Here is a 20,034-nt window from a genome sequence, read left to right on the forward strand (position 1 = left end):
CATAGCTCCTTAGACGATGCCAGTGGCGTAGAACGTGGCGATGACAACGAACACCGCCAGGGTCTTGATCAGGGTAATACCGAAAATATCCTTGTAGGCCTCGCGGTGGGTCAGGCCGGTCACCGCCAGCAAGGTGATCACCGCGCCGTTGTGTGGCAGGGTGTCCATGCCACCGCTGGCCATGGCGGCCACCCGGTGCAGTACTTCGAGCGGGATGTTGGCGGCATGGGCGGCGGCGATGAACGTGTCGCCCATGGCCGCCAGGGCGATGCTCATGCCGCCCGAGGCGGAGCCTGTGATGCCGGCGAGCAAGGTCACGGTGATGGCTTCGTTGACCAGCGGGTTGGGGATGCCACGCAGGGCATCGGCCAGCACCAGAAAGCCTGGCAGCGAGGCGATCACTGCACCAAAGCCATATTCAGAAGCGGTATTCATGGCCGCCAGCAAGGCACCACCCACCGCGCTTTTGGTGCCTTCGGCAAGGCGCGTGCGGATGGCGCCAAAGGCACACACCAGCACCATGAGGATGCCCACCAGCAATGCCGCCTGCACTGCCCAGATGGCCGTGAGCTTGGCCACGTCGCTTTGCACTGGCGCGTTCATGCCGGGCAGTTGCAGGCTGTGGCTGGGGCCGTACCACTGCGGGATCCAGTGGGTGAACAGCAGGTTCATCACCCCCACCAGCAGCAGGGGCGCCAAGGCCAGCCAGGGGTTAGGCAGGGCCAGGTCGGCAGCGGTTTCCGGCTCATTGCGCAGGTCGGTGCCATAGCCTTCACCCGCACGCTGGGCTTTGTTGCGTTGGCGTTGCAAGTAGGCCATGCCGGTAAAGAACACGAACAACGTGCCGATCAGGCCCAGCCACGGCGCCGCCCAGGCGGTGGTGTTGAAGAAGGTGCTGGGGATGATGTTCTGGATTTGCGGGGTGCCCGGCAGGGCGTCCATGGTGAACGAGAACGCGCCCAAGGCGATGGTGGCCGGGATCAGGCGCTTGGGGATGTTGCTCTGGCGGAACATTTCGGCGGCGAACGGGTACACCGCGAACACCACCACGAACAGCGAGACACCGCCATAGGTGAGCAGGGCACAAACCAGCACGATTACCAGCATCGCCTGACGGGTGCCAAGCAGGCGGATGGCGGCGGCGACGATCGATCGGGAAAAGCCGGACAGTTCGATCAGCTTGCCAAACACTGCGCCCAGCAGGAACACCGGGAAGTAGAGCTTGATGAAGCCAACCATTTTCTCCATGAACACCCCGGTGAACGCGGGGGCCACGGCAGAGGGGTCGGTGAGCAGGACGGCGCCGAGGGCGGCAATGGGGGCAAAGAGGATTACGCTGTAACCGCGATAGGCAGCCAGCATCAGCAGGGCCAGAGCGGCGAGGGCGATGAGCACGGTCATCGGGGTGGGTCTCCTGGGTGAGTCTTGTTTTTATCGGTGTGCAGGAGATAGCGGGAATCGTGCCAAAATGTAAGTTATTGATTTGTAGGTGTTTTTTGTTTGTTCTGAAATATTTGTCTCTAATTCGAGATTTTTGTTTCGCTTTGCGTCCTGTCAAGGCACAAGGGCAAAGCCCTTGCCATAGTCTCAATATAGAAACTAGAGTCTCTAATCAGAGACCTAGTGCAACCATCTTCTTGTACAGGGTCGACCGTCCTAGCCCCAATGCCTGAGCAGCCTGCGGTACATTGCCCTCGCATTGTGCGAGCGCCTCGCCAATCAGCTTGCGCTCGAATGCCTCGCAGGCCTCCCGGTATGTCTGTTGCACCGGCCCGCTCGCTACCGGGCTCAACGGCCCCAGTGCCGCACGCAAGTCCGCCAGCCCCAACCGTGGCTGATCCGCCAGCAATGTCGCGCGCTCCAGCACATTGCGCAGCTCGCGAATGTTCCCCGGCCATGCATGCCGCGCCAGCAGTTGTTGCGCGTCGGCCTCCAGCTCGTACTGGCTGCCCAGTTCACCCAGTATGGTCTCGCACAGCGCTGGCAAATCCTCCAGTCGCTCCCGCAGCGGCGGCACGGCGATTGGTAGCACATTCAGCCGGTAATACAGGTCGGCGCGAAACGCCCCACGAGCCATGGCCGCCTGCAGGTCGATGGAGGTGGCGGCAATGATGCGCACGTCGCTGCGCAGCATCTGGTTCGAGCCAACCGGCTCGTATTCCTTTTCCTGCAGCACGCGCAGCAGCTTGCTCTGCAGGGCTAGCGGCATGTCGCCGATCTCGTCGAGGAACAGCGTGCCGCCTTCGGCCAGCTGCAGCTTGCCACTGCGGCCCTTGCGGTCGGCGCCGGTAAACGCACCCGGCGCGGTGCCGAAAAATTCGGCTTCGAGCAGCGTTTCAGGGATCGCTGCACTGTTGATGCTGACGAAGGCTTTGTGCGCCCGCGCCGACGCCGCGTGGATGGCATGGGCCAGTAGCTCTTTGCCCGTACCGGTTTCGCCCAGCAACAACACCGGCGAATCGCTACCAGCACCGCGCCGGGCGCGGCGCTTGGCTTCCAGGCTGGCAGCACTGCTGCCCACGAACTGGGCGAAGCTGTACTTGGCTTGGCGGGCGCGCAGTTGCGAGCGGGTCGAGGCCAGTTCCTGCTGCATGCTGGCGTAGCGTTTGAGCAGTGGCGACAGGCTGCGCAGTTCGTCGAACAGGGCAAAGCCGATGGCACCGATCAGTGCGCCCTGGTCGTCGTGGATCGGCAGGCGCATCACCACCAAGGGCTCGTTCGGGGTGTCGAGCATGTCCAGCAGGATTGGCCGGCCATTGCTCACCACCTCGCGCATCAGGCTGCCCGGGATCACCGCTTCGCACGGCTGGCCGATGGCACTGGCGGCATCGGCCAGGCCAAAGCGCCGGGCGTAGCGTTCGTTCATCCAGACGATACGTGCATTGCGGTCAACGATGACCGTGCCTTCGCTGGACTGCTCGATGATCTCGAACAGCGAGTGAATTGCCAGTTGCCGTACCTGGGGGTAGTTCTTGAGGCTGTCGTTGTCGTGCATGGGGCAAATTCCGAATCATGTGAAGGCCGGGCCTGTAAAACCTAACCTCTGGGGTCGAATGCTTCGCGCAAGGCGTCCCCGATAAACACCAGCAACGACAAGATCACCGCCAGCGCGAAAAACGCGGTAAAGCCCAGCCATGGCGCCTCCAGGTGTTGCTTGCCCTGGGTCACCAACTCACCCAGCGAAGCACTCCCGGCCGGCATGCCAAACCCGAGGAAATCCAGTGCGGTCAGGGTAGTGATCGCCCCGGTCAGCATGAATGGCACGTAGGTCAGCGTGGCGTTCATGGCGTTGGGCAAAATATGTCGCAGCATCACCTGGCTGTCCGGCAGGCCCAACGCCCGGGCTGCCTTTACATACTCCAGGTTTCGCCCCCGCAGAAACTCGGCGCGTACCACATCGACCAACGTCAGCCAAGAGAACAGCGCCATGATCCCCAGCAACCACCAGAAATCCGGTTCGACAAAGCCGCTGAGGATGATCAGCAGGTACAGCACCGGTAAGCCTGACCACACTTCCAGCAGCCGCTGGCCGAGCAGGTCGACCCAACCGCCGTGGTAGCCCTGCAACGCGCCGGCTATCACGCCAATGAGCACGCTTACGACGGTCAGGGCAAAAGCGAACAGCAGCGATACCCGCGTGCCGTACAGTACCCGCGCCAGCACATCGCGCCCTTGATCGTCGGTACCCAGCCAGTTGCTTGCACTTGGCGGGCTGGGGGTGGGTACTTGCAGGTCGTAGTTGGGGGTGTCGGCGCTGAACGGGATGGGCGCGAACAGCATCCAGCCGCCTTGTTCCGCGATCAGTTGGCGCACATACGCACTGCGGTAATCGGGCTGGAACGGCAACTGGCCACCAAACTGCTGCTCGGTGTAGCGTTTGAGTGCAGGCATGTACAGCTCGCCCTTGTAGCCCAGCAGCAGGGGTTTATCGTTGGCCACCAGCTCTGCACCCATGCTCAACAGCAACAGGCCGGCGAACAGCCACAGCGAGACCCAGCCCAGGCGGTTGCGGCGAAAGCGTTGCAGGCGACGGCGCGAGACGGGGGAAAGCATCAGTGCGCCCTCGTATCGAAGTCGATGCGAGGGTCGAGCAACGTGTACGACAGGTCGCCGATCAGGCGGATCAAAAGGCCCGCCAGGGTGAAGATGAACAGTGTGCCGAACACGACCGGGTAATCCCGCGACACTGCTGCGTCATAGCTCATGCGGCCCAGGCCATCGAGCGAAAAGATCACTTCGATCAGCAAGGAACCGGCGAAGAACACCGTTATCAGTGCCTGCGGCAAGCCCGCTACCACCAACAGCATGGCATTGCGCAGTACATGGCCATACAGCACCCGGCGTTCACTCAGGCCTTTGGCCCGGGCGGTGACCACGTATTGGCGGGAAATCTCGTCGAGGAAGGCGTTCTTGGTCAGCAACGTGAGGGTCGCGAAACCGCCAATCACCAAGGCGCCGACTGGCAGCACCAGGTGCCAGAAGTAGTCGGCAACCTTGCCCAGCAGGCTGAGTTCGTCGAAGTTGTCCGAAACCAGGCCACGCACCGGGAACCAGTTGAGCGAGGTCCCTCCGGCGAACAGCACGATCAGCAGCAAGGCGAACAGGAACGAGGGCAGGGCATAGCCGACCACAATCAGCGCGCTGCTCCAGGCATCGAACCGGCTGCCGTGGCGCACCGCTTTGCGTATGCCCAGCGGGATCGACACCAGGTAGGTGATCAGCGTGGCCCAGAAACCCAGCGACAGGGTGACCGGCAACTTGTCCAGGATCAGGTCCGTGACCTTGGCACCGCGGAAGAAACTGTTGCCGAAGTCCAGCCGGGCATACTGGCCCAGCATCAGCCACAAGCGCTCGGGGGCGGATTTGTCGAAACCGTACTGGCGCTTGATCTCCTCGATCAGTTTCGGGTCCAGGCCTCGTGTGGCGCGGGACTCACCATGCACCACTTCGGCCCGCGCGCCGGGTGCGCCGCCGCCAAGGCCTTGCAGGCGCGCCACGGCCTGTTCTACCGGGCCACCCGGCGCAGCCTGGACGATGGCGAAGTTGACCAGCAAGATCGCCAGCAGGGTCGGGATGATCAACAACAGACGGCGCAGGATGTAGGTGGTCATGGCAAGGCCTTCTGGCGTTCGGCCATTTGCGCGTTGGTCAGCGGGGTGGGGCTGATCTCCCACCAGGTGTCCAGGCCTTCGTCATAGGCCGCCTGGACCTTGGGCAGGCCAAAGCGGTTCCACCAGGCGGTGGAGCTACCTGGCGGGTAGTAGTTGGGGATCCAGTAGTAGTTCCATTGCAGCACCCGGTCCAGGGCGCGGGCGTGCTGCAGCATGTCGGCCTGGGTGTCGGCACGCACCAGGCCGTCGATCAGGCGGTCCACGGCCGGGTCTTGCAGCACCATCAGGTTGTTCGAGCCGGGGTCGTGGGCGGCTGCCGAGCCAAAGTAGTTGTACAACTCGGCACCCGGCGACAGGGTAACCGGGTAGCCGGTGACGATCATGTCGTAGTCGCGCGCCATCAGCCGGTTGACGTACTGGGCAGCGTCGACATTGCGGATGTTCAGGGTGACGCCGATCTGGGCCAGGTTGCGCTTCCACGGCAGCAGCAGGCGCTCCATGCCCGCCTGGCCGTTGAGGAAGGTGAATGCCAGCGGTGTGCCGTCGCTGTTCACCAGCCGGTCGCCTTCGGGGTGCCAACCGGCTTGTTCAAGCAGGGCCAGGGCCTGCAACTGTTGTTTGCGGATGATCCCGGACCCGTCGGTGACCGGGGCGCTGAACACCGTGGTGAAAACTTCGCCCGGTACGTTTCCGCGCAACGGTTCAAGCAGCTTCAGCTCGCCAGCATCCGGCAGCTTGCGGGCTGCCAGCGGCGTGTTGGAGAACACGCTTTGTTGGCGGATGTACATATTGCGCATCATCTGCCGGTTGCTCCACTCGTAGTCCCACAACATGCCCAGCGCCTGGCGCACCCGGCGGTCCTTGAACTGCGGCTGGTCGAGGTTGAACACGAAGCCTTGGGCCACTTGCGGTTTGGCCGGGCCAAGGTGGGCGCGTTGCAGGCGACCATCCTCCAGTTGCGCACCGTTGTAGCCCAGGGTGTAAGCGGTGGCGGAGAACTCACGGTTGTAGTCGTAACCCCCGCCTTTGAGCACCTGCCGGGCCACCTCGGTATCGCCGAAGTACTCGATGCGTAGCTTGTCGAAATTGTAGCGGCCACGGCTGGCGGGCAGGTCGCGCGCCCACCAGGTGGGGTCGCGTTCGAAGGTGATGCTGCGGCCGTTGTCGATGCGCCCGATGCGGTACGGGCCGCTGCCGACTGGCTTGTCAAAACCGGCACCGTTGGCGAAGTCGCGTTGCTGCCAGTCGTGTTCGGGCAGTACCGGCAGGCTGGCGAGGTCAAGGGCCAGGGTGCGGCCGTGCCCGGGCTTGAAGTCGAAGCGCACGCTGTGCGGGTTTTCCACGGTCACACCAGTGACGTCGGCGAACTGGGTGCGGTACTTGAGGCTGCCTTTGTTCATCAACAGCTCGAAGGTGAAACGTACGTCTTCGGCACGCACCGGTTTGCCATCGGCGAAGGTGGCACGCGGGTCGATATTGAAACGTAGCCAGGCATCGTCGGGGCCGCGCTCCATGCTGTGGGCGATCAGGCCATAGACGGTATAGGGTTCATCGAACGAGCGCACGGCCAGTGGCGCATACAACAGGCCATCGACTTCGCTGACGCCAATGCCTTTGTCGATGTACGGCAGGATATGGTCGAACTGGCCGATCTCGATGGCCGAGCGGCGCAGGATGCCGCCCTTGGGGGCGTTGGGGTTGACGTAGTCAAAGTGCTGGAAGCTGGCGTTGTAGCGGGGAGCTTCACCGTAGACGGTGAGTGCATGGGTGGGGGCGGCTTGGGTATTGAAAGCTAGACAAAGCAAGAACAGGCCCCACAAACCCTGTGGGAGCGGGCGTGCCCGCGAATGCGTCGGCCCAGGCAACGAGGTTGTCTGGTCTGGGCTATTCGCGGGCAAGCCCGCTCCCACACGGACTTTCATCGGCTGCGAGGACTTAATCCTGGCGGCTGGTCACTTCCAGCAGGTGGTAGCCGAACTGGGTTTTCACCGGGCCTTGCACGGTGTTGACCGGGGCGCTGAACACCACGGTGTCGAATTCCTTGACCATCTGGCCTGGGCCGAACGAGCCCAGGTCACCGCCCTGACGGCTGGACGGGCAGGTGGAGTTGGCTTTGGCGATTTCAGCGAAGTCGGCGCCTGCTTCGATCTGGGCTTTGAGTTCGTTGCATTTATCGATGCTGCTGACCAGGATGTGGCGGGCGGTTGCACGGGCCATGGGTACTGCTCCTTGGGGTAAAAAGGCAAGCCTAGCGCACTTGCTTGGGGTATGTCTCGCCAGGCTTGCAACCTTCGTCTTACAGTTTTTGTGCCGCTTCGCGCAACAGGGTTTCGGTCGAGTTCCAGCCCAGGCAGCCGTCGGTGATCGACACGCCGTACTTCAGTACACCCTTGCCCAGCGCCTGACAGCCATCGAACAAATGCCCCTCGATCATCACGCCAACGAGCGAGCGGTCGCCGGCCAGGCGTTGCGCCAGCACATCGTTGAACACCGCGGGCTGGCGAGCCGGGTCCTTGCCGCTGTTGGCGTGGCTGCAATCGACCATGATTCGCGCCTGCACGCCAACCTTGGCCAGTGCCTGGCGGGCCATGGCGATGCTGTTGGCATCGTAGTTGGGGCCTTTGTGGCCACCGCGCAGTACCAGGTGAGTGTCCGGGTTGCCCAGGGTTTCGATGATCGCCGGGTGGCCCTGCGCATCCATGCCGAAGTGGCGGTGCGGGTGGGCGGCGCTGCGCATGGCGTCGCTGGCGATGGCGATGCCGCCGTCGGTGCCGTTCTTGAAGCCGACTGGCAGCTCCAGGCCGCTGACCATTTCCCGGTGAATCTGCGATTCGGTGGTGCGCGCCCCAATCGCGGCCCAGGCCAGTAGGTCGTCGAAGTAGCCGGCGGCCATCGGTTGCAGCAGCTCGGTGGCGATCGGCAGGCCGCGTTCGATCATGCTCAGCATCAGCCCACGGGACAACGCGATGCCCGAGTGCATGTCGTCACTGCCATCGAGGTGCGGGTCGTAGGCGAGGCCTTTCCAGCCCACGGTAGTGCGCGGTTTTTCGACGTACGCGCGCATCACCAGCAGCAGCTTGTCGCTGACTTCACGGCTGAGAGCGGCCAGGCGGTCGGCGTATTCCAGGGCTGAGCGAGGGTCGTGGATCGAGCAGGGGCCGACGATCACCAACAGGCGCGGATCGCGGCCTTCGAGGATGTCCCGGATGGCCTGACGGTGTGCATGGACTTGCTGGGTGAGTTCGCTGGACAGCGGCATTTGCTGCTTGAGCAGGTGCGGGCTGGGCAGGCGCTTGCTGACGGTGGTGTTGGCCGCTTGCGGCTGGGTCAGGGGCAGGGCGAGGCTGGAAGCTTGCATGGCGTTTTTCCCTGGGCGGACGGCGGGTTCTGGCCCGCGTGGTCGGCCCTATCGAGGTGTTCGACAGATCGTTGAATTCGTATTGGCTGCTGCATTGCCACCTGTGGAAGACCGGACGGAGGCGGCAGGCTGGCCCGAACGGGATTGGCTAAATCGCCAGGCATAGGTGTTTGCGTAGTAATAAGTGGCGTAGTTCATGAATCTGTCCTCAATGTGAATCGGTGTTGTTCAAAGGCCTGAAAAGCAAAACCCCCGGTCGGGAAGCCGACCGGGGGTTTGAGTATTCTCATGTTCGGCGGCCCCTCGAAGGTGGGCGCCGTGTGGGTATCGGCGCCTAGTGGCTAAACCAATACCCAAAGTAATAGCTGGCAGGTGCCACGCAGCCGGCAACGGCCAGCACAGGGCGCAGGGTGCGACCGGTGTGGTTGGCGTGGTTGCGGGTGTGTTTCGGCATGTTGCTCTCCAGTGAATGAGCCCGAGCTTACTTCAGTTCGGCCGGGCCATTCAATGGATAAATGCTATAGGGTTGATCATTTGCTTTTGTACTGGTTGGTTCAATGACCGTAACGCCCGACCTAGTGGCTGTCTTGGTCCTCTGCAGTACCTCCGGTGTGCCCCGCACCGGAGCCGGTAGCCTCGCCGGTGCTGTTAGAGCCGCCGCTGGCGCCGTCGGCGGCATCGGTGTTGTTGCCGGTGTCGCTGCTGTCGTTGCTTTTACCACTGCCGGGGCTGTTGACGCTGCTGCCCTCACCAGCCGACTTGCCGCCAGACTGATCGGTCTGTGGGCGACTGTCGGTGTTGGTGTGTGTGTCGGTGTTGGTGGCAGCGAAGGCGGTGCCGGTGAGGCTGGTCAGGGCCAGCGCGAGGTACAGGGAAAGCGGACGAATGCGGATCATGGGAAGTCTCCTTTGCGGATGATCTGTCATTCGTTTGGCCAAGTGCGGGGAGCGGGGTGCGCTTTGGGCGACGAGCGGTAACTTCAGGGGCCGCAAAGCGGCCCCTGGGATCAATGAGATTCCGAGCGCTGTGCTGGCGCCGGGTTTTCTACCGGCTCCAGCGGCGGATGCTCCTGCGCGGCGTGCATCAGGTCTTCGGTCACGCGCAGCTCGGCGCCGGTTGGCGAGAAGGTGGTCGAAGCCGTAAACGGTGCCGGGTGCTCCGCCGCCGGGCGTTTGCCACGGCGCCACATGAAGAAGCACACCATGCCCAGGTTGACCACGGCAAAGGCCCAGAACAGGCCGGCCTCGCCAAACTCGGTCATCATCGGCGACATGGCGACCGGCGCCATGGCAGAGCCCAGCGAGTTGATCAACAGCAGGCCCTGAATCATCGGTACCAGCGCATCGGACGGCGCCCGGTCGGCGGCATGGCTGACCGCCACCGGGTACAGGGTGAACACGCCACCACCCAGCAGGAACAGCATGGCTGGCAGCAGGAACGAGTCCGACGGCAGGAACACCGTGACCAGCGACAGCACCACACACAGCGCAGCCAGGGCGATCAGCACATCTTGGCGGTCCTTGCGGTCGGACCAGCGCCCGACCGGGTATTGCAGCAGCATGGCGCCGAGGATCACCCAAGCCATCATGTTACCGACCTCGCCCACCTCCAGGCCGATGCGTTGCAGGTACAGCGGCAGCAGGGAATAGATCCCGGCAATGGCCACACCCGAACCGAAGCAGCCCACCAGGCCTGACGGTGCCACACCCAGCAGCTGGCGGGGTTTGAGCGGTTCGACCTGGTCCAGCAGGGGCGATACCCGCGGCAAGATCACGATAGGCAGCACCGACAGTGCTGCCAGCACGCCAGCCAGCATGAAGGGGGCGGTGTCACCCAGCTGGGTGATTTCGCCAAGGCCGGCCTGGGCGATTACCCCGGCGCCGTAGAAGGCAATCATGTACAGCGCAAGCAGGCGGCCGCGAATCTTGGCGTCGCCGGCCAGTAGCAGCCAGCTTTCGATCACCAGGAACACGCCGACCGCCGCCCAGCCGTTGATCAGGCGCAGCACAGACCACCAGGTGACGTCGTAGAACAACCCTTGCAGCAGGATGGTCGCGGCGATCAGCGAAGCGAAGCTGGTGTAGGCGCGGATATGGCCGATGCGCAAGATCAGCCGGTCGTTGAAGATTGCACCCAGGGTCAGGCCGATGAAGTAGGTCGACGAGACAATACCGATGGTGGTGGCTGACTCACCGGCAGCGCCCAGGCGCAGGGTGGTCAGGGAAGACATGAAGCCGTTGCCCAGGGCAATGATGAACAACCCGAGCAGGGGCGCCAGCGCCATGGCCAGCAAACGCGGAGACATACGTACCTCTAGTTGGATGAGCGGATGAGCGCCTTCTCGGACGCGCACACCGGCCCGACCCGGCAAGGGGCGAGTGGTTACACGGATGCGACCTGGGCAAGACTCAACCGCTGGGCCCTTTGGGAAATGGGCCGTGCGGGGAGGGTTGAGCCTATTTCACATGTGCGTTCATGTGTTCAGGCACGGACTCTGTCATTGCTGCCGGTTGCCACCGTTCAAGGCGACGGGCGAAAAGGAGGCGCGATTCTACGGGCTTGCGCGGTTTTGCCCAAGGGGCATTGGCGTGCGACGAGACGCCGCAGTCTGTGGGCGACATGAATGTGTCTGCGGTAGACAAGCCAGTGCTGCAGGGCAAACCCGGTAATCCACTACCTGTCCCGCAGTTGCCATCCTTGATGGGTCAGCACCATGGCCCGGGTATCTTTGAGCGGCGTATCATGACTGGCCACAGCCTTGCCCAGTTCGGCAATGCTGGCTTTGACCTGTTCATCACCGGCCCATGCCGGTAGCCCGGTAATCGTGTAGGCATAGGTCACATTCGATGTCTTTTGTCCCGTGGCTTCGCTTGGCGCGCTGAACTGTTCGATCGCTGTTACCTGCGCCTTGCCAAAGCACAGGCCGTGGCCCGCCTTGTAATACTTGCGGCCTTCATCGGTAAGCGCGTAGGCATAGTAGATGTCCGTTCGTGCCGGTTGCCACAGCCGGGCAGGCACCTCGGTGCGCGAGATTTCCTTCTCACTGACCACGCCCACCTTGGCCAAGGCATGCAGCGCCTTGTTGGTGCCGTGCAGGTCGAAGTCCTGTGTCTTGGTGGGGAATGAGCTGATGACGAAGCAGTGCGGATACTGGGTGTCGAGGTAGGCCTGGGCGGCTTTCTTGAAACTGGCCTCGGAGGTGTCGTTGCTGTCGGAGCAACCTGCCAGGGTTGCCAGCAGCGCCAGCGGCATGATCTTCCTGTACATGGTGAAACGTCCTTGAATGGCGAAGATAAAACCGATGGCTGAAGATTAGAACCCACGGGTTAGAGCGGCGCAATCGTGGCAAGACGGCATCGCTATGGCTCACCTCGGGTATCGATACTGACGACCACCGACATGCCTGGGCGCAGTTGCCTGGCTTCGTCCTGGCCGGCATCCACAGTAATGCGCACCGGAATCCGCTGGGCGATCTTGACGAAGTTGCCGGTGGCATTGTCCGCCTGCAGCAGGGCGAACTCCGAGCCGGTGGCTGGCGATATCTGCTGCACGTGTCCCTGCAACTTCAGGTGGTTCAGGGCATCCACGGTGAACGTCACCGGCTGGCCGATGCGTACATTGGCCATTTGGGTTTCCTTCATGTTGGCGATGACCCACAAGGTGTCGGGTACCAGCGCCATCAACTGCGCGCCAGAGTTCACATAAGCCCCCAGGCGTGTGCCGATTTGCCCCAGCTGGCCGTCGCGCGGGGCAGTGACGCGGGTATTGTCGAGGTCGATGCGCGCCAGTTCCACGGCCGCCTTGGCATTCTCCACCGATGCTTCCAGCGCTGCCCGGTTGACCACCACCGTTTCACGGTCCTGGCGGGCGATTTCCAGCGCTGCCTTGGCCTGGGCCAGGCTGGCGACCGCTGCCGCTTCGCTGGCACGGGCCAGGTCCAGGTCGCGCCGCGACACCGAGCCGTCGTTGACCAGCGCCTGGTTGCGGCTCAGGTCGGCTTTGGCCTTGATCGCCTGGGCCATCGCATCGCCGATGGCCGCCTGGCGCTGGGCGATGGTGGCTTCGGCACTGTTGCGCTGCTGCAGGTTGTTGGCCAGGGCTGCCTGTTGTTGCTGCAGTTGGGCGATGGCCTGGGCCAGGCGCTGTTTGTAGATGCGGTCGTCCAGTTGCACCAAGAGGTCACCGGCCTTGACGAACTGGAAGTCGTGCACCGGCACGTCGACAATGTAGCCACTCAGTTGTGGGCCGATGATAGTCACCTGGCCGCGTACCAGCGCATTCTCGGTACTTTCGATGGCGCTGCCGAACGGTGGCAGGCGCCAGGCATACAGCACCAGCAGGATGCCGGCCAGGGCCACGCAGGCGAAACTGATTGACGAGAGGATGCGTACCCGCCGCGAACGTACCGGGCTGGTCGGCTCGCTGGGCGGTGTGGCACCTTCCGGGGCTTCGGCGATGGCGGTGGTGGTCGTGGTGCGGGTGTCGTCGGTCATCGGTTGGGCGCGCCGGGGGTGGAGTCGGTGAGGGAGGCCTGGCGTTTTGCGTACCAGAGCCAGGTGCTACGGATGCAGATCCAGGCCATTGTCAGGATAGCGATACTGCCAATCAGCACGAACACGTCGTTGTAGGCCATGATGTTCGCCTCGCGGGTGGCGGCGCTGGCCAGCAGGCGCATGCCGGCTTCGCTACGCAGGGCCGGGTCGGCGATGATGCTGCCGTAACCGCTGCCGCCGCTCTGCACGCGCGCATTGACCAGGGGTTCGAGGTAGCTGAGGCGGTCCATCAGGTGGCTGGAATGGAATTTTTCCCGCCAGATCTGGAAGGTGCCCAGCAGCGCCGCGCCAATCAGGCCGCCGAGGTTGTTGCAGATGCCGAACAGTACCGAAAAGCTCACCAGGTTACGTGGGTTGGCGCGCACATGGCTGATGCCCAAGGCCATCGACGGGCCAAGAAAGAAGGTGCTGCCAAAAGCCAGCAGAAACTGGCTGAAGTACATTTGTGCCGGGCGCGTGAGGTTGCTGGAGCTGCTGTCCATGAAGGCGCCGGCAGCCATGGCCAGCAACGAGACGAACAGCGGAATCACCAAGTGGTTGGGGTTGATGGTGAGGGCGCTGCTGGCCAGGCCTGCCACGGCCCCCAGCAGCATGATCCAGTACAGCGTGCGCATTTGCTCGCTGCCCATGTTCAGCGCCTGCAAAAAGCCGACTGCGCCCGTGGACTGTTCGGACGTGACCATGCGGATCAACACCACGCACAGCGCCAGGCGAATGACTGCACCGCTGCCCAGCCAATGGGTCATCAACAACGGGTTCTGCCGGTTGTGCTCGATGGCCAGGCCGCTGAAGAGAAGGCCGATCGAGGCCGCCAGCGCCACGCCGATCCACGGCGCCTCCAGCCACCAGTCGATGCGCCCCAGCGACAGCACGGCGCAAAGCAGGGCTGTGCCACTGGCGATCAGGGTGAAGGTCAGGAAGTCCAGGGGCTCGAAGGTCTTGAAGCGGTCACCGGGTGGCAACTTGAGCATCAACACGCAACCCAGCGCGGCCAGCGCCAGGCCCAGCTCGAACAGGTACAGGCCACGCCATTCGGCAATTTGCAGCAGGTCTTCGGAAAAGATGCGTGCCAGCGGCAGTGCCAGCTGCGAGGCGCCCAGGCCCAGCACCATTGCCTTGAGCCGCCATTGCGCTGGGAACGCCTGGATCATGTAATACAGCCCCAGCGAGCTGAGCGCGGCGCCGACCATGCCGTGGGCCGCGCGTACAGCGATGGCCGAGTTGAGGTCGTTGACCAGCAGGTGGGCGAAGGTGACCAGGGCGTACAGCACCAGGAACACCTCGGTGAAGGCTCGCAGGCCGAATTGTTGGCGAAACTTCACCAGCAGCAGGTTGATGGACACGTTGGTCATGACGTAGGCGGCAGGCAGCCAGGCCATTTCTGCCGTGGTCGCGCCCAAGGCGCCTTGCAGGAACACCAGGTTGGCGGTGACCAACGCGTTGCCAAGGCCGCCGGTGATTGCGACCAGCAGGCCGACCACGCCATAGGCCAGGCGCTTGGCTGGCGAATGCAGGGGCGTGGAGGGGGACCCCGGCAGGCTGGGTTTTTCGTGGGGAAGCCACTGGCGTGGGGCGTACTTGTCCATGGGCAGACTGTACTTGAGCGGCGGTTGCTGCTGCTAGGTGCATGCCTTGGTTTTTGTGGTGGCATTGAGATCGTGTGCATGAACATCGCACCGGTCAGCAGCCGCAGGCCGTCCACCGGCTCACCGAACACATTCAGCTCCACCCCCTTGTTGAACTCTTCGCCGTCCATGTTGAAGGTGTCCTACTGCGAACGACACATGTTCCCAGGGCTTGATCACCAGGCCATACACCGGGGTAGTGATGGATTCGTCGTAAGGCGTGTTGCGCGCACCGGTGCCGGTCGCCCAGCTGTCGACGCTGATCGATTGCCGCCGCACGCCCACGGTCAGCGGTGCCCGACTGCAACTGCCCTAGCCAACCCTGCAGCCAGCCGTGGTGCTCGGTGTACAGCGTCTGGACCTGCAGGTTGAGGGTAGGGTCGGCGGGCGGCATGGCAGGCGCGAGGTTCCGGGAGAGGAGCGCAATTAAGAATTGATCGCAATCTAAGCCTCTGCCTGGAACCTGGCAATGCGCGCTTTTACAGGGCCTTGGCCAAAAATGCTGCTGTACGGCTTACCGCACACCCAGCCACCACCTGCGGCGTGCCACTGACCACCACCTTGCCCCCGGCATCGCCGGCACCCGGCCCGATATCGATCACCCAGTCGCTTTGCGCTACCACACGCATGTCATGTTCAACCACCACCACGCTGTGCCCGCCGTCGACCAGGCGGTTCAGTTGCACCAGCAACCGGTCGATGTCTTGCGGGTGCAAGCCGTTGGTGGGCTCGTCCAGCACATACAGCGTTGCCCCGCGGGCCGTGCGTTGCAGCTCGGTCGCCAGTTTGATCCGTTGCGCTTCACCACCGGACAGTTCGGTAGCCGGTTGGCCCAGGCGAAGGTAGCCCAGGCCGATGTCCTGCAACACTTGCAGGCAACGCCGCGCCGGTGGCTGTTCGGCAAAGACCTGCAGGGCTTGCTCGACAGTCAACTGCAGCACTTGCGCAATGTTCATGCCTTGCCAGCTCACCGCCAGGGTTTCAGGGTTGTAGCGGTCTCCATGGCAGGTGGGGCAGGGGGCGTAGACACTGGGCATGAACAGCAGCTCAACGCTGACGAAGCCTTCGCCTTCGCAATTGGCGCAGCGGCCCTTGGCAACGTTGAAGGAAAAGCGCCCCGCGTCGAAGCCCTGTGCCTTGGCCTGCTCAGTGGCCGCGAACAGCTTGCGCACGTGGTCGAACAGGCCGGTGTAGGTGGCCAGGTTGGAGCGAGGCGTGCGACCGATCGGCTTCTGGTCGACCTGTACCAGGCGCTTGATGCTATCCAGGCCAGCGCTGACATGCCCACTGCCGGTCTGCTCAGGCGCGTCCTCCAGGCTTGGTTCTTCGGGCTCGCTGCGTTGCTCGGCATGGCCCAGGTGCGCACCGACCAGCTCCAGCAGGGCCTGGCTGACCAGGCTGGACTTGCCCGAGCCGGAAATGCCCGTAACGGCGGTAAAGCAGCCCAGCGGGAATGCGGCGCTGAGGTTGTTGAGGTTGTTACGGGTAATGCCTTCAAGCGTGAGCCAGTTTCGGGCCTGGCGTGGCGCACGTGTGGCCCGGGACTGTGCATTGAACAGATAGGTGCGGGTGCAAGATGGCTCGACCTCGGCCAGGCCTGCGGGCGGCCCGCTGTAGAGTATGGTGCCACCATGCTCGCCGGCAGCCGGCCCTACATCCACCAGCCAGTCGGCGCGGCGCATGGTGTCCAGGTCGTGCTCCACCACATACACCGAGTTGCCCGCGTGCTTCAGGCGTTGCAGGGCTTCCAACAACGCCTCGCTGTCGGCCGGGTGTAAGCCGGCCGAGGGCTCGTCAAGCACGTAGATCACACCGAACAGCTGTGAGTTGAGCTGGGTGGCCAGGCGCAAGCGTTGCAGCTCACCCGAAGACAAGGTGGGGGTGCTGCGCTCCAGGGCCAGGTAACCGAGGCCAAGGTCGAGCAGCGTGTCGATGCGCTCCAGCAATTCCTTGGCGATGCGTTGTGCCGCCAGGCGCTTTTCCAGGGTCAGGTCGTCTTGCGGGTGCGCCAGATAGTCAGCTGCCGACACTTTGCGGAACACCTCGGCCAGCGCCTGCAGCGACAAGTGCGACAGTTCGGCGATATCCATGCCGGCGAAGGTCACGCCCAGCGACTCGCGCTTCAAGCGCTTGCCTTGGCACAGCGGGCAGGGGATGGGGCGCATGTACTGGGCCACGCGTTTACGCATCTGTGCGCTCTGCGAGTGCATGAAGGTATGCAGCACGTAACGCCGGGCACCCATGAACGTGCCTTGATAGCTAGGCTCCTGCTTGCGCTTGAGTGCGGCGCGGGTCTGCGCGGGCGTCAGGCCGGCATACACCGGCGCGGTGGGCGTTTCTTCGGTGAACAGGATCCAGTCGCGTTGCGCCTGGGGCAAGTCGCGCCAAGGGATATCGACGTCATAGCCCAGCGTTACCAGAATGTCGCGCTGGTTCTGGCCCTGCCAGGCCATCGGCCACGCTGCCACCGCGCGTTCGCGAATGGTCAGTGACGGGTCGGGGACCATGGTCGCTTCGGTCACCTCGAAGACCCGGCCCATGCCATGGCACTCCGGGCACGCGCCCTGGGGCGTGTTTGGCGAAAAGTCTTCGGCATATAGCATCGCTTGCCCGGCCGGGTAGTGGCCGGCGCGTGAGTAGAGCATGCGGATCGAGTTGGACAAGGTGGTCACGCTGCCCACCGAGGAACGCGCACTGGGTGTGCCACGTTGCTGCTGCAGGGCCACGGCTGGAGGCAGGCCTTCGATCGCATCTACGTCTGGCACGCCAACCTGGTCGATCAGGCGCCGGGCATAGGGTGCCACTGATTCGAAATAGCGGCGCTGGGCTTCGGCATACAACGTGGAGAAGGCCAGTGACGATTTGCCTGAGCCGGATACGCCGGTAAACACCACCAGCGCATCGCGGGGGATATCGACATCGATGTTCTTCAGGTTGTGCTCGCGGGCACCCCGCACACGGACGAAGCCGTTTGGGGTGATTGGGCGTGGAGGCATGACGCAGTCCTTGGCTGTTTCGGAACAGTGCGCCCAAGGTAACAGTAATTGCAGCCATCGTGTGTGGGTAATGTTTCCGCTCAGCAAATCTGCGAGTTATTGATTAAGGGTGATGGGGTTAGTGTGAAGGGGCAAGTAACACTAACAGGAACTGCAAAACATGCGAACTTCATATTTATTGGCCATTGACCAACAGGCCTCCGTGCACGCCAGTAATAACTTCCCGTTACAGCCCTATACACCCTATGGCTATCAGGGGGGCAAGGGCTGCCCGCTGTTGGCCTTTGCCGGAGAGGCCGGCGCGCTTCTGCCGCAGGGTTATCTACTTGGCAACGGCAAGCGTGCCTATCACACCGGGACAATGCGCTTTCACAGCCCGGACGTATTCAGCCCGTTTGGTCGTGGAGGGCTTAATGCCTATGCCTACTGCATGGGGGACCCGATTAACAAGGTCGACCGTGATGGTCATTCGCCCACACGGGTAGTCGGGCAAGCAACAGGACTTGTTTGGGGAACGGTAGGCATGTTGTCTTCACTGAACAAGGCATCCAAAGCAATCGTCAAACGTTCAATTGCCAAGGCTAACGGAACGCCAATACCCAAGGAGTTCAACAATTCAAGCCGTACCAATAATGCAATGATATTTATGGGCGGCCTGGCGGGTACCATCGTCAAGGCACCCAGTGCGGTGTTCGCTTTTTCAGCGCCCTTTGAGTCAGTGGGGGCTGAACTGGTGACCGGGGCCGGAATAGCCGCAGGCTCTCTCGCCGGAGTGGGCAAGCTGAGGCAACTGTTCAACGATGTAAAATCGACTTATCAGGAAGCCACAGCGAATAGATTGCCACTTGGCAAGTTGGTAATAGAGTCCATCAAGGAAGCCACCGGCTGGAACCAATTACGCGGCCGGGAATCGGCCATTCTCGAACCCTTGCCAGAACAAATATTATTGGTTCGCCTCCCCGCCATGAAGTAGTGCTTGCCGTTGCAAGCAATGGCAGCCCTGATCGGCGCTTTCGGTTCCACGCTGTGAAACCAGATTCGATTGTGCTTCATCGCTCCTCGCGCTTATCTGTTTGCAAGAACGACCTGCCTCAGCCGTCGTGACCTCAAGGCGAACAACAAGAACGGGAAACCACCCGCGCGAGGAGACTCCACATGTCCCGACATCAGCACATCCTGGCCTGGCTTGACGATGTGGCCAGCGAGCTGCACGCGATCCGTCACGATATCCACGCTCACCCGGAACTGGGTTTTGAAGAAAACCGCACGTCTGCACTGGTCGCCCAGTTGCTTGAGGCGTGGGGCTATGAGGTGCACACCGGCATCGGCAAGACTGGCGTGGTCGGCGTGTTACGCAATGGCAGCAGCTCACGCCGTCTGGGCCTGCGCGCCGACATGGACGCGCTGCCCATCCACGAGGCCACGGGCGCGACGTACAGCAGCCAGCACCAGGGTTGCATGCACGCCTGCGGCCATGACGGTCACACCACCATGCTGCTCGGCGCCGCGCGGTACCTGGCGGCGACCCGGCAGTTCGACGGCACGCTGACGCTGATCTTCCAGCCGGCCGAGGAGGGCCAGGGCGGCGCCGAGGCGATGCTGGCCGACGGCCTGCTGGAGCGCTTCCCTTGCGATGCCCTGTTCGGCATGCACAACATGCCGGGCCTGCCAGCCGGGCACCTGGGTTTTCGCGAGGGCCCGATGATGGCCTCGCAAGACTTGCTGACGGTGACACTCGACGGGGTTGGCGGCCATGGTTCGATGCCGCACCTGACCATCGACCCGCTGGTGGCGGCGGCCAGTGTGGTGATGGCACTGCAAACCGTGGTGGCGCGTAATATCGATGCGCAGGAGGCGGCTGTTGTCACGGTGGGTGCGCTGCAGGCCGGTGAAGCGGCCAACGTGATCCCGCAGCAGGCGTTGCTGCGCCTTAGCTTGCGCGCTCTGAACGCCGAGGTGCGGGCAAAGACCCTGGAACGGGTGCGGGCGATCATCGTCAGCCAGGCCGAAAGCTTTGGCTGCAGTGCCAGCATCGAACACCGTCCGGCTTACCCGGTGCTGGTCAACCATGGCGCAGAGAACGCCTTCGCCACGCAGGTCGGGGTGGAACTGCTGGGTGCCGAGGCGGTGGATGCCAACACCCGCAAGCTGATGGGCAGCGAAGACTTCGCCTGGATGCTGCAACGTTGCCCGGGTGCCTACCTGTTCATCGGCAATGGGGTATCGCGGCCGATGGTGCACAACCCGGCCTACGACTTCAACGACGACATCCTGCTGACCGGCGCCGCCTACTGGGGCGCGCTGGCAGAGCGCTGGCTCGCACCCGCCTGACCTTCCCATTTACGACTGCCGCTGGAACCCGGGTGCGACCGTGCCCGGGTGATCACCCAA

The 20,034-nt window shown here is 63.1% G+C and carries 15 protein-coding genes and 1 pseudogene; 2 read left to right on the forward strand and 14 right to left on the reverse strand.

Annotated elements, in window-relative coordinates; translation table 11 throughout:
• Positions 1-9: 9 nt before the first annotated feature.
• The 14 genes and pseudogenes from PM2_RS05365 to PM2_RS05425 all read right to left on the reverse strand — a co-directional run bounded on the left by PM2_RS05365 (position 10) and on the right by PM2_RS05425 (position 17,643).
• Positions 10-1,401, reverse strand: coding sequence for a GntP family permease (locus tag PM2_RS05365; protein ID WP_016715597.1), 1,392 nt, complete (start codon positions 1,399-1,401; stop codon positions 10-12).
• A 211-nt stretch (positions 1,402-1,612) separates the two neighbouring features.
• Entirely contained in the window at positions 1,613-2,995 is a 1,383-nt protein-coding gene (locus tag PM2_RS05370) for a sigma-54 interaction domain-containing protein (protein ID WP_028698804.1), read from the reverse strand.
• 41 nt (positions 2,996-3,036) lie between these two features.
• The gene (locus PM2_RS05375) at positions 3,037-4,053 is read right to left on the reverse strand and encodes an ABC transporter permease (RefSeq protein ID WP_016715595.1); all 1,017 of its coding nucleotides are present in this window, start codon (positions 4,051-4,053) and stop codon (positions 3,037-3,039) included.
• The gene (locus PM2_RS05380; RefSeq protein WP_016715594.1) at positions 4,053-5,111 is read right to left on the reverse strand and encodes a microcin C ABC transporter permease YejB; all 1,059 of its coding nucleotides are present in this window, start codon (positions 5,109-5,111) and stop codon (positions 4,053-4,055) included. The genes PM2_RS05375 and PM2_RS05380 overlap by 1 nt, the downstream gene beginning before the upstream one ends.
• Entirely contained in the window at positions 5,108-7,033 is a 1,926-nt protein-coding gene (locus PM2_RS05385; protein WP_016715593.1) for an extracellular solute-binding protein, read from the reverse strand. Before PM2_RS05385 ends, PM2_RS05380 begins: the two co-directional genes overlap by 4 nt.
• A 13-nt stretch (positions 7,034-7,046) precedes the next feature.
• The gene (locus PM2_RS05390; protein WP_016715592.1) at positions 7,047-7,328 is read right to left on the reverse strand and encodes a peptidylprolyl isomerase; all 282 of its coding nucleotides are present in this window, start codon (positions 7,326-7,328) and stop codon (positions 7,047-7,049) included.
• Positions 7,329-7,407: 79 nt separating this feature from the next.
• Positions 7,408-8,469, reverse strand: coding sequence for a 3-deoxy-7-phosphoheptulonate synthase (locus tag PM2_RS05395; RefSeq protein ID WP_028698805.1), 1,062 nt, complete (start codon positions 8,467-8,469; stop codon positions 7,408-7,410).
• A 575-nt stretch (positions 8,470-9,044) separates the two neighbouring features.
• Positions 9,045-9,365 carry a hypothetical protein gene (locus tag PM2_RS05400; RefSeq protein WP_016715589.1) on the reverse strand — a complete coding sequence of 107 codons (321 nt, stop codon included), beginning with the start codon at positions 9,363-9,365 and terminating at the stop codon, positions 9,045-9,047.
• Positions 9,366-9,475: 110 nt separating this feature from the next.
• Positions 9,476-10,774 (reverse strand): MFS transporter, encoded by a 1,299-nt coding sequence (locus tag PM2_RS05405; RefSeq protein WP_016715588.1) that lies wholly within the window; start codon positions 10,772-10,774, stop codon positions 9,476-9,478.
• Between the two features lie 368 nt (positions 10,775-11,142).
• Entirely contained in the window at positions 11,143-11,736 is a 594-nt protein-coding gene (locus PM2_RS05410) for an SEN1982 family lipoprotein (protein ID WP_016715587.1), read from the reverse strand.
• A gap of 92 nt (positions 11,737-11,828) precedes the next feature.
• Complete coding sequence (locus PM2_RS05415; protein WP_028698806.1) at positions 11,829-12,962, reverse strand: HlyD family secretion protein; 1,134 nt, start codon at positions 12,960-12,962, stop codon at positions 11,829-11,831.
• Positions 12,959-14,608, reverse strand: a complete 1,650-nt coding sequence (locus PM2_RS05420; protein ID WP_016715586.1) for an MFS transporter — start codon at positions 14,606-14,608, stop codon at positions 12,959-12,961. The genes PM2_RS05415 and PM2_RS05420 overlap by 4 nt, the downstream gene beginning before the upstream one ends.
• 71 nt (positions 14,609-14,679) lie before the next feature.
• A pseudogene (locus PM2_RS31490) lies at positions 14,680-14,947 on the reverse strand (hypothetical protein); the annotation flags it as partial.
• Between the two features lie 179 nt (positions 14,948-15,126).
• Positions 15,127-17,643, reverse strand: coding sequence for an excinuclease ABC subunit UvrA (locus PM2_RS05425; protein ID WP_016715585.1), 2,517 nt, complete (start codon positions 17,641-17,643; stop codon positions 15,127-15,129).
• Positions 17,644-17,803: 160 nt separating this feature from the next.
• On the opposite strand from PM2_RS05425, the gene PM2_RS29780 reads away from it, so the two are divergent.
• Positions 17,804-18,616 (forward strand): RHS repeat-associated core domain-containing protein, encoded by an 813-nt coding sequence (locus PM2_RS29780; RefSeq protein ID WP_016715584.1) that lies wholly within the window; start codon positions 17,804-17,806, stop codon positions 18,614-18,616.
• Positions 18,617-18,798: 182 nt separating this feature from the next.
• Positions 18,799-19,974, forward strand: coding sequence for a M20 aminoacylase family protein (locus PM2_RS05440; RefSeq protein WP_028698807.1), 1,176 nt, complete (start codon positions 18,799-18,801; stop codon positions 19,972-19,974).
• Positions 19,975-20,034: the final 60 nt, after the last annotated feature.

Source organism: Pseudomonas monteilii NBRC 103158 = DSM 14164 (assembly GCF_000730605.1).
In the GTDB taxonomy this organism is placed as follows: domain Bacteria; phylum Pseudomonadota; class Gammaproteobacteria; order Pseudomonadales; family Pseudomonadaceae; genus Aquipseudomonas; species Aquipseudomonas monteilii.

Excerpts from the sequence above, each read along its gene's own strand:
- PM2_RS05420 (WP_016715586.1), bottom strand. The coding sequence starts at position 14,608 with ATGGACAAGTACGCCCCACGCCAGTGGCTTCCCCACGAAAAACCCAGC.
- PM2_RS05405 (WP_016715588.1), bottom strand. The coding sequence starts at position 10,774 with ATGTCTCCGCGTTTGCTGGCCATGGCGCTGGCGCCCCTGCTCGGGTTG.
- PM2_RS29780 (WP_016715584.1), top strand. The coding sequence starts at position 17,804 with ATGCGAACTTCATATTTATTGGCCATTGACCAACAGGCCTCCGTGCAC.
- PM2_RS05415 (WP_028698806.1), bottom strand. The coding sequence starts at position 12,962 with ATGACCGACGACACCCGCACCACGACCACCACCGCCATCGCCGAAGCC.
- PM2_RS05400 (WP_016715589.1), bottom strand. The coding sequence starts at position 9,365 with ATGATCCGCATTCGTCCGCTTTCCCTGTACCTCGCGCTGGCCCTGACC.
- PM2_RS05410 (WP_016715587.1), bottom strand. The coding sequence starts at position 11,736 with ATGTACAGGAAGATCATGCCGCTGGCGCTGCTGGCAACCCTGGCAGGT.
- PM2_RS05425 (WP_016715585.1), bottom strand. The coding sequence starts at position 17,643 with ATGCCTCCACGCCCAATCACCCCAAACGGCTTCGTCCGTGTGCGGGGT.
- PM2_RS05375 (WP_016715595.1), bottom strand. The coding sequence starts at position 4,053 with ATGCTTTCCCCCGTCTCGCGCCGTCGCCTGCAACGCTTTCGCCGCAAC.
- PM2_RS05440 (WP_028698807.1), top strand. The coding sequence starts at position 18,799 with ATGTCCCGACATCAGCACATCCTGGCCTGGCTTGACGATGTGGCCAGC.
- PM2_RS05390 (WP_016715592.1), bottom strand. The coding sequence starts at position 7,328 with ATGGCCCGTGCAACCGCCCGCCACATCCTGGTCAGCAGCATCGATAAA.
- PM2_RS05370 (WP_028698804.1), bottom strand. The coding sequence starts at position 2,995 with ATGCACGACAACGACAGCCTCAAGAACTACCCCCAGGTACGGCAACTG.
- PM2_RS05380 (WP_016715594.1), bottom strand. The coding sequence starts at position 5,111 with ATGACCACCTACATCCTGCGCCGTCTGTTGTTGATCATCCCGACCCTG.
- PM2_RS05385 (WP_016715593.1), bottom strand. The coding sequence starts at position 7,033 with ATGAAAGTCCGTGTGGGAGCGGGCTTGCCCGCGAATAGCCCAGACCAG.
- PM2_RS05395 (WP_028698805.1), bottom strand. The coding sequence starts at position 8,469 with ATGCAAGCTTCCAGCCTCGCCCTGCCCCTGACCCAGCCGCAAGCGGCC.
- PM2_RS05365 (WP_016715597.1), bottom strand. The coding sequence starts at position 1,401 with ATGACCGTGCTCATCGCCCTCGCCGCTCTGGCCCTGCTGATGCTGGCT.